At 60.7% G+C, this 14954-nt stretch carries 14 protein-coding genes; 9 read left to right on the forward strand and 5 right to left on the reverse strand.

Annotated features, from left to right (window positions below):
* Window positions 1-97: 97 nt before the first annotated feature.
* The 9 genes from sdhC (at window position 98) to lpdA (ending at window position 10741) form a co-directional block, all read left to right on the forward strand.
* Window positions 98-490 (forward strand): succinate dehydrogenase, cytochrome b556 subunit, encoded by a 393-nt coding sequence (gene sdhC, locus V5B40_RS21370; RefSeq protein WP_332356451.1) that lies wholly within the window; start codon window positions 98-100, stop codon window positions 488-490.
* Window positions 484-831 (forward strand): succinate dehydrogenase, hydrophobic membrane anchor protein, encoded by a 348-nt coding sequence (gene sdhD / locus V5B40_RS21375; RefSeq protein WP_332356452.1) that lies wholly within the window; start codon window positions 484-486, stop codon window positions 829-831. Before sdhC ends, sdhD begins: the two co-directional genes overlap by 7 nt.
* Window positions 832-2616: a succinate dehydrogenase flavoprotein subunit gene (gene sdhA / locus V5B40_RS21380; protein WP_332356453.1), complete on the forward strand. Its 1785-nt coding sequence runs from the start codon at window positions 832-834 to the stop codon at window positions 2614-2616.
* Window positions 2617-2640: 24 nt separating this feature from the next.
* Window positions 2641-3354 carry a succinate dehydrogenase iron-sulfur subunit gene (locus V5B40_RS21385; RefSeq protein WP_332356454.1) on the forward strand — a complete coding sequence of 238 codons (714 nt, stop codon included), beginning with the start codon at window positions 2641-2643 and terminating at the stop codon, window positions 3352-3354.
* Window positions 3354-3608, forward strand: coding sequence for a succinate dehydrogenase assembly factor 2 (locus tag V5B40_RS21390; RefSeq protein ID WP_332356455.1), 255 nt, complete (start codon window positions 3354-3356; stop codon window positions 3606-3608). The genes V5B40_RS21385 and V5B40_RS21390 overlap by 1 nt, the downstream gene beginning before the upstream one ends.
* Window positions 3609-3676: 68 nt before the next feature.
* Complete coding sequence (gltA, locus tag V5B40_RS21395; RefSeq protein WP_332356456.1) at window positions 3677-4972, forward strand: citrate synthase; 1296 nt, start codon at window positions 3677-3679, stop codon at window positions 4970-4972.
* Between the two features lie 111 nt (window positions 4973-5083).
* Window positions 5084-7924 (forward strand): 2-oxoglutarate dehydrogenase E1 component, encoded by a 2841-nt coding sequence (locus V5B40_RS21400; RefSeq protein ID WP_332356457.1) that lies wholly within the window; start codon window positions 5084-5086, stop codon window positions 7922-7924.
* A 12-nt stretch (window positions 7925-7936) separates the two neighbouring features.
* Window positions 7937-9229 (forward strand): 2-oxoglutarate dehydrogenase complex dihydrolipoyllysine-residue succinyltransferase, encoded by a 1293-nt coding sequence (gene odhB, locus V5B40_RS21405; RefSeq protein WP_332356458.1) that lies wholly within the window; start codon window positions 7937-7939, stop codon window positions 9227-9229.
* An 87-nt stretch (window positions 9230-9316) separates the two neighbouring features.
* Window positions 9317-10741, forward strand: a complete 1425-nt coding sequence (gene lpdA, locus V5B40_RS21410) for a dihydrolipoyl dehydrogenase (protein WP_332356459.1) — start codon at window positions 9317-9319, stop codon at window positions 10739-10741.
* Between the two features lie 100 nt (window positions 10742-10841).
* Here lpdA and V5B40_RS21415 read toward each other — a convergent pair whose 3' ends face one another.
* The 5 genes from V5B40_RS21415 to V5B40_RS21435 all read right to left on the reverse strand — a co-directional run bounded on the left by V5B40_RS21415 (window position 10842) and on the right by V5B40_RS21435 (window position 14931).
* Entirely contained in the window at window positions 10842-11474 is a 633-nt protein-coding gene (locus V5B40_RS21415) for an MBL fold metallo-hydrolase (protein ID WP_332356460.1), read from the reverse strand.
* Between the two features lie 177 nt (window positions 11475-11651).
* Window positions 11652-12629, reverse strand: coding sequence for a ParB/Srx family N-terminal domain-containing protein (locus V5B40_RS21420; RefSeq protein WP_332356461.1), 978 nt, complete (start codon window positions 12627-12629; stop codon window positions 11652-11654).
* Between the two features lie 345 nt (window positions 12630-12974).
* The gene (locus tag V5B40_RS21425; protein WP_332356462.1) at window positions 12975-13340 is read right to left on the reverse strand and encodes a cytochrome b5 domain-containing protein; all 366 of its coding nucleotides are present in this window, start codon (window positions 13338-13340) and stop codon (window positions 12975-12977) included.
* Window positions 13340-14626: a ferric reductase-like transmembrane domain-containing protein gene (locus V5B40_RS21430; RefSeq protein ID WP_332356463.1), complete on the reverse strand. Its 1287-nt coding sequence runs from the start codon at window positions 14624-14626 to the stop codon at window positions 13340-13342. The genes V5B40_RS21425 and V5B40_RS21430 overlap by 1 nt, the downstream gene beginning before the upstream one ends.
* Window positions 14623-14931 carry a hypothetical protein gene (locus tag V5B40_RS21435; RefSeq protein ID WP_332356464.1) on the reverse strand — a complete coding sequence of 103 codons (309 nt, stop codon included), beginning with the start codon at window positions 14929-14931 and terminating at the stop codon, window positions 14623-14625. Before V5B40_RS21435 ends, V5B40_RS21430 begins: the two co-directional genes overlap by 4 nt.
* Between the last annotated feature and the right edge of the window lie 23 nt (window positions 14932-14954).

Consider the following 14954-nt stretch of genomic DNA (forward strand, 5'->3'; position numbering starts at 1 on the left):
AGTAAGGGGCGCCTGAATGGTTTATAATCGGGCGTGGTTTTCAAGGGGAACGCATGCGGCACGCATGCCGCTGTACTACACATGAGGGATGACGTCCATGGCAGAGATGGCAATTAAGAAAAAGCGTCCAAAGAATCTGGACTTGCCGACGATCAGGCTACCGCTTCCAGGTATTCTGTCGATCATTCACCGAATTAGCGGGGCTGCGCTCTTTCTGCTGCTGCCGCTTCTTTTATGGCTGTTCGAGAGCAGTCTGACCTCGGCGGAGACCTTTGCCAGCTTCAAGGCGGTGGTTGACCACGGCTTGGTGAAGATCATCCTGCTCGGGTTGATCTGGTTCTACATGCACCACTTCTGCGCCGGCATTCGCTATCTGCTGCTTGACGTGGACATCGGTGTCGACCTCAAGGAAGCGATTCTTTCGAGCAAGATTGTCTTCGGCGTCAGCATCGCCCTGACGCTGATCGTGGGAGTGCAAGTGCTATGGTAAATCGTATTCTTGTCGGGGCTCATTACGGCCTCAAGGACTGGGTTATTCAGCGCGCAACGGCCATTGTCATGGCGGTTTACACGGTGATCTTCCTGGTGGTCATCGGTTCCGTTGGTCCCGACTCGCTGGAAAGCTGGCGCGGCGTCTTCGCCGGCGGCTTCATGCGCTTCGCAACCTTCCTTTTCTTCGTCAGCGTTTTCTACCACGCCTGGATCGGCATTCGGGATATCTGGATGGATTACATCAAGCCGGATGGTATACGCCTGCTGCTGATGGTTGCGACGGCGACGGTGCTGGTCGGTTACGCCGGCTGGGCGATTCGGATTCTGTGGAGAACGTAAGTGAGCAATTCAAGCATACCGGTACGTAAGTTCGATGCTGTCATCGTTGGTGCAGGCGGTTCTGGGCTGCGCGCAGCGATTCAGCTATCCGAGGGTGGATTGAAGACGGCCGTGCTGTCAAAAGTCTTCCCGACCCGTTCACACACCGTCGCCGCGCAAGGCGGGGTTTCCGCTTCGCTGGGCAACTCCGAAGAGGATCACTGGCACTGGCACATGTACGATACGGTCAAGGGCTCCGATTGGCTCGGTGACCAGGATGCGATCGAATACATGTGTCGCATGGCGCCCGAGGTGGTCGTCGAGCTCGAGCACTTCGGCATGCCGTTTGACCGCACCGACGAAGGCAAGATCTATCAGCGCCCATTCGGTGGGCATATGTCGAACTTCGGCGAGAAGCCGGTGCGGCGTGCGTGCGCTGCGGCCGATCGCACCGGGCATGCGATGCTGCACGCGCTTTATCAGCGCAACGTGCGCGCCAACACCCAGTTCTTCGTCGAATGGATGGCGCTGGATCTGATTCGTGACGAGTCGGGCCAAGTGCTCGGGGTCATCGCCCTGGAAATGGAAACCGGCGAAGTCGTCGCTTTCCACGCCAAGGCGACGATTTTCGCGACCGGTGGTGCCGGTCGCATCTACTATTCCTCGACCAATGCCTTCATCAATACCGGCGACGGTCTGGGTATGGCGGCGCGGGCCGGCATTGCTCTTGAAGACATGGAGTTCTGGCAGTTCCATCCGACCGGCGTTGCCGGTGCCGGGGTGCTGATTACCGAAGGAGTGCGCGGTGAGGGCGGAATTCTGCGCAACTCGGACAACGAGCGTTTCATGGAGCGCTATGCGCCGAACGCCAAAGATCTGGCGTCGCGCGACGTGGTTTCCCGGGCCATGGTCACCGAAATCAACGAGGGCCGTGGTTGCGGGCCGAACAAGGATTTCGTGCTCCTCGATATTACCCACCTCGACCCGGCAACGATCATGAAGCGCTTGCCCGGCATTCGCGAGATTTCGATCCAGTTCGCCGGTATCGACCCGATCCAGGCGCCGATTCCGGTGGTGCCGACCTGCCACTATCAGATGGGTGGTATTCCGACCAACTACAAAGGACAGGTGGTCGCCGCCGACGGAGTACCGGTCAAGGGCTTCTACGCGGCTGGCGAGGTGGCCTGTGCCTCGGTCCATGGTGCCAATCGATTGGGAACCAATTCGCTGCTCGACCTGCTGGTCTTCGGCAAGTCTTCCGGCGATTCGGTGATCGAGGACCTGGCTTCGGGCAAGGTCGCGCATCAGGACTTGCCGGAAAACTTCGCGGAACGCACCCTGGCGCGCCTGCATCGCCTCAATACTCAGACTGGCGGCAGTGACGTCAACGAAACCCGTCTCGAGTTGCAGCGCACGATGCAGAAGCACTGCGGCGTCTTCCGTTTCAAGGACATGCTGGTCGAAGGGGTCGCCAAGATCGTCGAGATCGAGAAAGCGGTCGCCAGGACCGAGATCAAGGACAAGTCGCAGGTCTGGAATACGGCACGCGTCGAAGCGCTGGAGCTCGACAACCTGATTGAGGTCGCCAAGGCGACGCTGGTTTCGGCAGAGGCGCGCAAGGAATCGCGCGGTGCGCATGTGCGGGACGACGCGCCCGACACGGCAGAAAACCCGAACGGGCGCGATGACGCCAACTGGCACAAGCATACGCTCTGGCAACGCGAGGGTAGCAGTCTCAGCTACAAGCCGGTGACCATGACCCCGCTGACTGTCGAAACCATCGCGCTGAAGACGCGCTCCTACTGATCGTATGCCACGGAGTTAATGATTATGGCCACCAGTACCATGGAGTTCAAGATTTACCGCTACGATCCTGACCGGGACGCTGCGCCCTATATGCAGGACATCTCGGTTCAGGTTGATTTCGAGATCGATCGCAAATTGCTCGACATCCTCACCCGCCTGAAAGGGAAGGACGATACCCTGTCCTATCGCCGCTCGTGTCGTGAGGGTATTTGCGGCTCGGATGCGATGAACATCAACGGCAAGAACGGCCTCGCCTGTCTCACCGACATTCGGGAGCTCAAGCAGCCGGTCGTGTTGCGGCCGTTGCCCGGCCTGCCGGTAATCCGCGACCTGATCGTCGATATGACGCAGTTTTTTAAACAGTACCACTCGGTCAAGCCCTATCTGATCAACGACAGCCCGCGCCCGGAGCGCGAGCGGCTGCAGTCGCCCGAGGAGCGCGACGAACTCAACGGTCTTTACGAGTGCATCCTGTGCGCTTGCTGTTCGACCTCTTGTCCTTCCTTCTGGTGGAATCCGGACAAGTTCGTCGGCCCTGCCGGTCTGCTGAACGCTTATCGCTTCATCGCCGACACCCGCGACGAGGCCACCAACGAGCGTCTGGACGACCTTGAGGATCCGTATCGGCTGTTCCGCTGTCACTCGATCATGAACTGTGTCGATGTCTGTCCGAAGAATCTGAATCCGACGCGGGCGATAGGCAAGATCAAGGAAATGATGCTTCGTCGCGCAATTTGATGGACGAACGCGAGAGAATCAACCGTCTGCGCTGGCGTTGTACCCGGCGTGCGATGCTGGAAATGGATTTGCTGCTCGGGGAGTTCCTCGAGCGCATTTTCCCGACCCTTGGTCCCGCGCAGGCGGATGCCTTTATCATTCTGGCGGATATGGAAGACCTGGAACTGTGGCCGCTGATCAACGGTAGCCGCGAATGTACGGACTCTGTACAGGCCGAAGTCGTTGCCTTGCTGCGCGACGTAAGAGTTAAGTAAGGAAGCTGCCCTAATCTGGCGCTTTTATGATCCATGCTGTGCCTTCAATACCTGAACGGGGATAAACCATGACGACCGAACGTAAAGCAATTGTGAACATCGAAGGGCGCGACCCCGTCGAGTTTCCCATCATGACGCCTACCCACGGCAATGATTGCATCGACATCCGCACCTTGGGCGCCAAGACCGGCTTGTTCACCTACGATTCCGGCTACCTGTCGACGGCGAGCTGCCGGTCAAAGATCACCTTCATCGACGGTGACAAGGGCGAGCTGTTGTATCGCGGTTATCCAATCGAGCAACTGGCCCAGAGCTGCAACTTCCTTGAGGTCGCCTATCTGCTGTGGAATGGCGAGTTGCCGACACCTGCCGAGAAAGCCGGTTTCGAGAAGAACATCAAGAACCACACCATGGTGCACGAGCAACTGGTGAAGTTCTACCAGGGCTTCCGTCGTGACGCTCACCCGATGGCCATTCTGGTCGGGGTGGTTGGCGCGCTGTCTGCCTTCTACCATGAGGCCGAGGATTTCTCCGACCTCGAACACCAGAACATCAGTTTCAACCGGATTGTCGCCAAGCTGCCGACCATCGTCGCCATGGCTTACAAGTATCACGTCGGCGAGCCGTTCATGTACCCGCGTAACGATCTCGATTACACGGCGAACTTCATGCACATGATGTTCGGCAATCCCTGCGAGGAGTACCAGCCGAACCCGGTGCTGGTGCGTGCGCTGGATACCATCTTCACCCTGCACGCCGATCACGAACAGAATGCCTCGACCTCGACCGTGCGTCTGTCGGGTTCTTCCGGCGCCAACCCCTATGCCTGTATCTCGGCGGGCATCGCCTGCCTGTGGGGCCCGGCGCACGGTGGTGCCAACGAGGCCTGCCTGCAGATGCTCGAAGAAATTCACGACGTCTCGCGCGTTCCCGAGTACATCGCTCGGGCCAAGGACAAGAACGACTCCTTCAAGTTGATGGGCTTCGGGCACCGCGTCTACAAGAACTTCGATCCACGCGCCACCCTGATGAGGAATGTTTGCAACGAAGTTCTGCAGGAGCTGGGGCTGGAAAATGACCGCCTGTTCAAGCTGGCGATGGAACTCGAAAGGATCGCTCTCGAGGACAACTACTTCATCGAGAAGAAACTTTATCCGAACGTTGATTTCTACTCAGGTATCGTCCAGAAGGCGCTCGGTATCCCGAACTCGATGTTCACCTGTATTTTTGCCCTGGCACGTACGGTGGGCTGGATGACGCAATGGGAAGAGATGATCAACGATCCGGAGTACAAGATCGGTCGTCCCCGTCAGCTCTACGTGGGGGCAGCACGGCGCGACGTTATTCCGGCTGACCAGCGCTAGAGCTGATATCGACTCCGAGGGGCGGCGACGGTAGCCGCCCTTTTTTCATGCTGTGGCTTTCGGCCACAGGTTTTCGCTCTCCACACCAGGACCGTGACGACAGGTAAAGCCATGATGAATCAGCTTTTTGGTAACTCCCTCCTCTTTGGCGGCAACGCGCCCTTCGTCGAGGAGTTGTACGAAAACTACCTCGATAATCCCGGTTCCGTCTCCGAGCAGTGGCGCGAGTATTTCGACAAGCTGGCGCAGCTTCCCGGTCACGTCGCGCGCGATGTGCCGCACTTGCCGGTGATCAACGCTTTTGCCGAGCAGGCGAAGAAAGGCGGCTACCGCGCAGCAGCGGTGGCGCCGGCCGATGACAAGAAGCAGGTCGGCATTCTGCAGATGATCACTGCCTATCGTTTTGCGGGTGATCGTTGGGCCAACCTGGACCCACTCAAGCGCACCCCCCGTCCGGAGCTGCCACAGCTTGACCCGGCCTACTACGGGCTTTCCGACGCCGACCTCAACACCATGTTCGCCGTCGGTTCGTTCAAGGGCGTGCCTGAGCATGCGACCTTCGGGCAGATTCTCGATGCCCTGAAAGCCACCTATTGCGGCTCTATCGGTGTCGAGTACATGTACCTCAGCACGCTCGCCGAAAAGCGCTGGGTGCAGGATCGCCTCGAGCGCATCCACTCCAAACCCAGCTATACCTCCGAGCAGCGCCTGCGCATGCTCGAGCGCCTGACGGCTGCCGAAACGCTCGAACGCTATCTGCACACACGCTACGTCGGTCAGAAGCGTTTCTCGCTCGAAGGCGGCGAGTCGCTGATTGTGTCGCTCGACGAACTGATCCGGGTGGCGGGAAGCGGCGGCGTTGACGAAATCGTCGTCGGCATGGCCCACCGTGGTCGCCTCAACGTTCTCGTGAACACGCTGGGTAAAGCGCCGTCGATGCTCTTCGACGAGTTCGAGGGCAAGAAGGCGCAGGATCTGACCGCTGGCGACGTCAAGTATCACATGGGTTACTCGTCCGATGTCTCGACACCCGGCGGACCGTGCCATCTGACGCTGTCGTTCAATCCCTCGCATCTGGAAATCGTTAACCCGGTGGTCGCTGGCTCGGTGTTTTCACGCCAGCTTCGTCGCGGCGAGGACGGCAAGGACAAGGTGCTGGCGGTGCTCATTCACGGTGACGCTGCCGTGGCTGGCCAGGGCGTGAACCAGGAGATGCTCAACTTCGCGCAAACGCGGGGCTATGGAGTCGGTGGTACGGTGCACATCGTGGTCAATAACCAGATCGGCTTTACCACCTCCGACCCCCGCGACTACCGTTCATCGCTGTACTGCACCGACATCTTCAAGATGGCCGAGGCGCCGATTTTCCACGTCAATGGCGACGACCCCGAAGCAGTGGCGCTGGTCACCGGTATCGCCATGGACTATCGTCGGACCTTCAAGAAAGATGTCGTCGTCGACATCGTCTGCTACCGCAAGCTCGGGCATAACGAGCAAGACGAGCCAATGGTCACGCAACCCTTGATGTACAAGAAGATCAGGCTGCATCCAGGGACACGCAAGCTGTACGCAGACAAGCTGGTTGACGAAGGGGTTCTGGTGGTCGAAGGCCCCGACGAGATCATTGCCGATTACCGCGCACACCTCGACCGCGGCGAACTCTTGTACAACCCGGTGCTCGCCGGCTACAAGCATCCGATGACCATCGACTGGACGCCTTTTCTTTCGCCGCGCTATATCGAAACCTGCGATACCAAGGTGCCAATCACGGAATTGCGGCGCCTGTGCGAACGCTTGTCGACTCTGCCCGAGGGTTTTACCCTGCACAGTCGGGTCAAGAAAATCATCGACGACCGTCGTGCGATGGGCGAGGGGCAGCTGCCGGTAGACTGGGGGATGGCCGAAAACCTCGCCTACGCGTCCTTGCTGGTGTCCAGTTACGGCATTCGTGTCTCGGGTGAAGACGTTTGCCGCAGCACTTTCTTCCATCGCCACGCGATGCTGCACGACCAGAATCGTGAAGATTGGGACGACGGCACCTATGTTCCCCTGGCTAAACTCCAGGAAAAGCAGGCCAATTTCCAGTGCTATGACTCGGTCCTCTCGGAGGAGGCCGTTCTGGCCTTCGAGTACGGCTACTCGACTGCCAACCCCCACGAACTGGTGGTCTGGGAAGCGCAATTCGGCGACTTTGTTAACGGCGCGCAGGTGGTCATCGATCAGTTTATTGCTGCCGGTGAAGCCAAATGGGGTCGTGCCAGCGGCTTGGTCCTCCTTCTGCCGCACGGTTATGAAGGGCAGGGCCCGGAGCATTCTTCGGCGCGCATCGAACGCTTCATGCAGTTGTCTGCCGAGATGAACATGGAAGTTTGCCAGCCGACGACGCCAGCGCAGATTTTCCACCTGCTGCGTCGTCAGGCCGTGCGCAATCAGCGCAAGCCGCTGATCGTCTTCTCGCCCAAGTCCTTGCTACGCCACAAAGACGCAACATCGAGCCTCGAAGAGTTGAGCGACGGCGAGTTTCAGCGTGTTATCGGCGAAGTCGAGCCGATCAACGCCAAGAAAGTGACCCGCGTCATCTTCTGTTCCGGCAAGATCTATTACGATCTGGTCGCCGCGCGGCACGAGAAGAAAGTTGCCCATGTCGCGATTGCCCGCCTTGAGCAACTCTATCCCTTCCCGGAGACGTCCTTCCACGAAGAAGTGGCCAAGTATCCGAAGGCAACAGAAATCGTCTGGTGTCAGGACGAGCCGCGCAATCAGGGTCCCTGGTACTGGATCGCCTCACGCCAGCATCTGTCGCGCGAGCTCAACGACAAGCAGCATTTGCTGCTCGTCTCCCGCCCGGCGGCCGCTTCCCCCGCAGTTGGCTATGCCAGCAAGCATAATGCCCAACAAAAGGCTCTGATCGACTCCGCGCTTGGTGAGATCGAGTACTACAAATTGCCCTAGAACGGAGAGAACATGATCATCGACGTCAAAGTTCCACAGCTCTCGGAATCGGTCGCTGAAGCGACGCTGGTTTCGTGGCACAAAAAAGCCGGTGAAGCGGTTGCCCGGGATGAGAACCTGATCGACATCGAGACCGACAAGGTGGTTCTCGAACTGCCGGCACCGGATAGTGGCGTACTGGTTGAGATCGTCAAGGGCGACGGCGACACGGTTGTTGCGGGCGAAGTCATTGCACGTATCGATACCACGGCGCAGGCGGGTGCTGTGGTCGCGCCAGTAGCGAAAGCGGCGCCGGCGACAGCGGCGCCTGCGAAAGTGGCGGTGGCGGCTGCCGGGGAGGCTCCTGGAGCCGCAGCGGCGGGTGTGGCCATGCCGGCGGCACGCAAAATCCTCGAGGAAAAGGGTATTGCGGCTGGCGACGTTGTCGGTACGGGCCGAGGTGGGCGGGTAAGCAAGGCTGATGCCGTGGCCGCCGAGCGTCCGGCGGTGAGGCCGGTTGCCGCCGGCCTTGCCGCTAGCCTTGCTGCCGCGCCAGTTGCTGCGGCTGCGAAAGCGAGCGCACCGGCCTTGGCCACTGCACCGATGGTGACCGTGGCGCTCGGTGATCGCCCGGAGCAGCGCGTACCGATGTCCCGCCTGCGCGCGCGCGTTGCCGAGCGTCTGTTGCAGTCCCAGGCCAGCAACGCCATCCTGACCACCTTCAATGAAGTGAATATGGGTCCGGTCATGGCCTTGCGCAAACAGTACGGAGAGCGCTTCGAGAAGGCCCACGGCGTTCGCCTGGGCTTCATGGGCTTCTTCGTCAAGGCTGCCGTCGCCGCGCTGCAGAAGTTTCCGATCATCAACTCTTCGGTTGATGGCAGCGACATCGTCTACCACGGCTACATCGATATCGGTATCGCCGTGGGCAGCCCGCGCGGTCTGGTCGTCCCGATTCTGCGCGACGCCGACCAGATGTCGATTGCCGATATCGAAAAGAAAATCGGGGAGTTTGGCGCCAAAGCCAAGGACGGCAAGCTGTCGATGGAGGATCTGACCGGTGGTACCTTCTCGATCTCCAACGGGGGGGTTTTCGGTTCGATGTTGTCGACGCCGATCATCAACCCGCCGCAGTCGGCGATCCTCGGTATTCACGCCACCAAGGATCGTCCTGTGGTGGAGAACGGTCAGATTGTCATTCGCCCGATCAACTATCTGGCAATGTCCTACGACCACCGTATCGTCGATGGTCGTGAAGCCGTACTTGGCCTGGTGACCATGAAGGAGGCGCTGGAGGATCCGGCCCGCCTGCTACTCGGCGTATAACCACTCACCACCGGGGCACGGAGTCGCAGAGTTTCGCTGTGCGAAGTCCGTGCCTCGCTGTCTCTGCGGCTGGAAAGGGAAACTATCATGTCCAAGCAATTTGACGTTCTCGTTATCGGTGGTGGGCCCGGTGGCTATATTGCCGCCATCCGAGCGGCGCAACTGGGTTTCAGTGTCGCCTGTTGTGAATCCAATCCCTACGCCGATCCGAAGGGCGAGCCGCGCCTCGGTGGCACCTGCCTGAACGTTGGCTGCATCCCGTCGAAAGCCCTGTTGCACACTTCGCATCTTTTCGAGGAAGCGTCGCACGGCTTTGCTGCGCAGGGAATCGATGTCGGGACGCCGAGCATTGACGTCGCCAAGATGCTGGGCCGCAAGAACGGCATCGTCAAACAGCTCACCGGTGGTATCAAGATGCTGTTCAAGAAGAACAAGGTCACCCTGCTCAACGGCCATGGCGCGTTCCTTGGCCAGAAAGGCGAGAACTGGCAGGTCAAGGTGGGTGACAGTGTCGTCGAGGCGAAGCAGGTGATTGTTGCCACCGGCTCCAGGGCGCGTCACCTGCCCGGTGTTCCGGTCGATAACGAGATCGTTTGCGACAACGAAGGCGCGCTCGACATTGGTGTTGTGCCGAAGAAGCTCGCGGTCATCGGCGCTGGCGTCATTGGCCTCGAAATGGGCAGCGTCTGGCGCCGTCTCGGTGCCGAAGTGACGCTCCTCGAGGCCTTGCCCGAGTTTCTTTCGCTAGCCGACATCGATGTGGCCAAGGAAGCAGCCAAGCTGTTTGCCAAACAGGGCTTGCAGATCATCACCGGCATCGAGATTGGTGACGTCAAGATTTCGCAGAAAGGTGTTTCGATCGACTATACGGACAAGGACGGGCAGGAGCAGCGACTCGACGCCGATCGCCTGATTGTCTCGATCGGTCGCATCCCCAATACCGAAGGTCTGGATGCCGACAAGGTCGGGCTCAAGCTCACCGAACGCGGCCAGGTCGAGGTCGACGCACACTGCCGTACCAATCTACCCGGGGTGTGGGCGGTTGGCGATGTGGTGGCTGGCCCGATGCTCGCGCACAAGGCCATGGAAGAGGGCGTGATGGTCGCCGAAATCATGGCCGGGCAGGCCGGACACTGCAATTTCGACACGATTCCCTGGGTGATTTACACCAGCCCGGAGATCGCCTGGGTTGGCAAGACCGAGCAGCAGTTGAAGGCCGAAGGCACGGCCTTCAAGGCCGGCAAGATCCCGTTTGCCTCGAATGGTCGGGCGCTGGGGATGGGCGATTCGAGCGGCTTCGCCAAGATCCTGGCCTGTGCGCAGACGGATCGTATCCTTGGCGTCCACATCATTGGCCCGAATGCTTCGGAATTGATCTCCGAAGGTGTCGTGGCCATGGAGTTCGGTGCCGCATCCGAAGATCTGGCGCGCATCTGTCATGCCCATCCGACGCTGTCGGAAGTGGTTCACGAAGCGGCCCTGGCCTGCGACAAGCGGCCCTTGCACTTTTAAGGGGGCTGTGCCCGGCTAAGGGGAGGGCGAGGGGAGCGACAAGCGCCTCTCAGCTCTCAGCTCTCACGTCTCGTTTCGCCGCCCCCAGGTTACGGTATAGCTAGTCGCCGCAGAAAGGGTTGCTGCGGCGCTCGGCACCGAAAGTCGAGCTCGGGCCGTGGCCCGGCAGAAAGATCACGTCATCGCCAAGTGGCCAGAGTTGGCCGCGGATCGACGCGATCAAGGTGTCGAAATCGCCTTTCGGGAAATCCGTACGACCGATAGAACCCTGGAAAAGCACGTCGCCGACGATCGCCAGACGGTCTGCCTTGCTGAAAAAGACCACGTGCCCCGGCGTATGTCCCGGGCAATGCAAGACCTCCAATTCGACCTCGCCGAAGCCTACCGTATCGCCCTGCTCGAGCCAGCGGTCGGGTGTGAAAGGGCGCGCTGCCGGCAGGCCGAACATCTTGCTCTGTTGCAGCATGCCATCGATCCAGAACTGATCCTCGCGTTGTGGTCCCTCGATCGGCAGCGACAGGCGCTCGGCCAGTTCGGCAACCGCGCCGGCGTGATCGACATGGCCATGGGTGACGAGAATTTTCTCCAGGGTCACGCCGTTTGCCGCCACCGCCCGCAGAATGCTCGCCATGTTGCCGCCCGGATCAACCACGGCGCCACGTTTTGTTTGCTCGCACCACAGCAGGCTGCAGTTCTGTGCGAAAGGCGTTACCGGGATGATCTGATATTTCATGGTCAAGGCGTGTATTGGCTTGGTTTCGAGGGATCGCGCAGTATACCTCCTGGCGCCCCGCTTGATTGAACCGCGGCATGCTGCCTTCCCCGAGCGCGATGAGCTAACTCAGAAGTGCGTTCGGAGAAGGCAGCGGCGGGCGGGCGTCGAGCGACGCCACGCCTGTCGCCGACGCTGTTACTGGCAGCGCTTCGGTTGCGGGATGCCAGGTTGCACCGCTGGGTTGTGGCCCGCATCCTTGCCCAGCACCTGCGCAGCTTCTGGCGCTGCCGCCGCCTGCATCGCCAGCGGCAGTGCTTTGATCATCACGTCATACTGCCTGTCCAGGCACTCCTGATTCAAGGGATCCTGTTGCGAGCAACTCGCTTCGCTTGCCAGCGCCTCTTTCACCGCGGGAACGTTGCCGAGGTAGGCGGCCCACTTGAATTCGAGGAAATAGACGTTGGCCGGTGCGCAGGTCGCGCTCTCGTGAAACTTGTCGTCGCAGCTCAGCTCGTCGTCGTCCAGGCTGACTCCGGGAGCGTCACACTTGATGTAGCCGCAACTGTTTCGCACCCACGCCGACAGCGTCCGCAAGGGGTCGTCCTGCAGGGCGCCGATGCTTTTCGGAAGCTGGCTGGGCAGGATGTCCTCGCCGGCCGGATTCTTCAGCCAGGTATCGTGCCTCTCCACCATCTGCGCCCAGAAGTCGTCATCCTTCAGGTCGGACCAGTCGGCAATGAGGTAGCCGTAGACCTTCTTGTCCCTGTTCTTCAGGTCTGCGTTCCACACGGCGGTGGACAGGTGATGGTGGTCGGTGAGGTAAAACACTTCGCCCGGCCCGCGCACCAACGGCACCCAGCGCTTCTCGCCAAGCAGATACTTATCCAGTTTCCCTTTCCCGGCCTTGGCTTTCCACGTAATCTTCGCGGCCTTGCACTCGACGGCATCCATCCCGACTGCTGACTGTGTCGGATGAAGATCCTTGACCTCGATGACGCAGCCTCGCTTCATTTTTTCCTTCAGGCTGATGATCCCATCGTCATCCGCTCTGGCGACTTTTGTATGCTTGCCGCACTCCGCAATCTTGTCGTCGTCCTTGTCTTTCTTCGCTTCCGCTGTTCCTGCCAGGCCGATTGCCAGTAATCCAGAAAGCATGATCGTAATAGCGCGCATCTCGTTCCTCCTTGGTTAATGTGAAAGTCGCGTACGCGACTCACGAAACTCCCTTCTCCCCCTGCGGGAGAAGGGCCGGGGGAGGAGGGGGGCGGTCATGACTTTCATGATCCGGGGTGTCTCGAAAGGCCATGACCGTTAAAACAACGTGAAACACATGTGAGGCAAGCTTTAAGGAGTGCCGCAGGCAGTATCGGGGGCGCCAGCAGGCAAGTCAATTGTTTGCCGACATGGCGCAAGAAGAGTGCGCAGGACGGTCGCTGGCAAACTGCGCGGCGTCCGCCAGCGTCGGCCAGCGTCTGCGAAGGCCGTGGAGTGGAGTGGATTGGTGTGGTGCGAGCGCGATCAGCGCTTTTGCAGCGTGGCGATTCGGTATTCGGCGAGCTGGCGATCGGCGCGGGCCGAGTGTGTGCGGTTCTTCATTTTTGTCCGGTAGGCCTCGTTCGCTTCCCGGCCGCACCAGGCGACGATGATTTCCGGCTCGCTCGGGTGCTCGGGCAGATAGCTGCTGAGGTCGTAGACTTCGCCGTTGATCGCCATCCAGCAATCGTCGGCAGTCTTGTGCCTGGCCACTTCGCCGAGCGTACGGAAGTCGCCGCTGGCGACCAGCAGGGGTGCCTGAACTTGGCTGGGCAGCCATCGATCGCTGCTGGCGAAGCCGAGTAGCAGCAGCCAGAAGGAAGCGGTGGCGATGATGAATAATTGCCGCATCAGCGGAAATCGAAGCTCTCGAAATGGATGGCAGCGGCGCTGACTCCGCGCTCACGCAGGGCTGCGGTGAGCGTTGCCAGCAGCGGCTGCGGACCGCACATGTGCACCTGCCGCTCGCGCAGCCGGGACACCTGTGCCAGCAGGCGGTCGACATCCGGCAGGCCGGAGCCGGAGGCGTCAGTGAGCAATACGAATTGCGCATCCGCGCGGCTCGCGGCGGCGAGTTCTTCGAGAAAAATGGCATCGGCGGCGTGGCGATAGAGGTAGAGCAGCGTCGTCGGCTGGCTGCAGCGCTGCGCACGCAGCTCGGCGATGAACGGGGTGATGCCGATGCCGCCCGCAATCCAGAGTTGGGGCGCCCATCGAACATTGTCCAAAAAGCTGCCGAAGGGACCTTGGAGGCGCACCAGAACGCCCGCTTCGAGTTCCTGGATATGTCGAGAACAGGGGCCAAGTGCGCGCACGCTGATTCGTAGTCGGCCCTGGTGGTCAATGCCGCTGACCGTGAAGGGATGGTATTCGCCGCAGCCGTGAAAGCTTGGGCCGTCGCCGAAAGCGGCGAGAACGAACTGGCCTGGGCTAAGCGCCAGTGCTGCGGCACAGGGCGCCAGCGCGGCCTCGATCACTCCTGCAGCCGGCTTTTCGACCTGCGTTACCCGGTAGGGGTGAGCGCTCAGACCGAGATCGCTGGCCAGCAGGCGCCAGCCAAGGGCCAGCGTCGCGATGAGCAGCAAAGCGAGGAGTAGTTGCTCGTTGCCGAGGAGCACGTACACATGCGTCAAGCCGAGCAGGACGCCGCCGCCAAGCAGGAAATGAAAGCTGCGCCAGCGCCGGTACGGCAGGTGCACGGCGAAAGTGCTGGCCAGGCCGAGCATCAGCAAGAGTAGTCCGGCCCAGCCGAGCCACAGTGGCCAGGACTGCGCACGCGGATCGAGCGTTTGCCAGGCGAGTTGCGGTGCCTCTCCCCAGCCGTCGAGCGCCAGCGCCAAGGGGTGGCAGAGGAGCAGCAGATAGGCGATCACGCCGCAGCGGTGGTGCCAGCGATAGCTCAGCTCAAGGCCGCCGAGCAGGCGCGCCAGACGGGCCTCGCGAACCATCAGCAGGAGACTGGCCACCAGCAGGCCGGTACCCGCCCATCCGGCGACGATGCCGGCGCTGCGCCAGGCGGTCAAATCCTCCGGGAGCGCCCAGTAGACGCTGGCGAGAGCGATGGACAAGGCCAGCGTCGGGGCGACGAAGCGACGGGCTGAGGCGGCGCCTGGCGCGGAGCTTGGCCACGTGCTCATTGCAGCCGGCCGCGCGCGCGCAGCTTGTCACAGCCGGATTCCGGCGACGGTTCGAGAACCACACCCACCGCACGGGCGCGCTCGGACATTTCGGCGTGCCGTTTCGTCTGGTAGGCCTTGCATTCCTGGTAAGTCGCAAAGCCGCGCATCAGCCGCTGGTGCTCGACACGCTCGTCCGGGGTCATGAACTGCCAGCCGTAGGTGTTCTGGCGAGCGGCGTGCCAGGGCCCCGCGGCCAGAGCGACGGTGAGCAAGGGCAGGAGCAGCACGCCTGCCAGCAGCCACCTGCGTGTGAATGGCTTCATCGCTTACGGCCCGGGAAGGATTT

Source organism: Candidatus Accumulibacter meliphilus, assembly GCF_036625345.1.
Lineage (GTDB): Bacteria > Pseudomonadota > Gammaproteobacteria > Burkholderiales > Rhodocyclaceae > Accumulibacter > Accumulibacter meliphilus.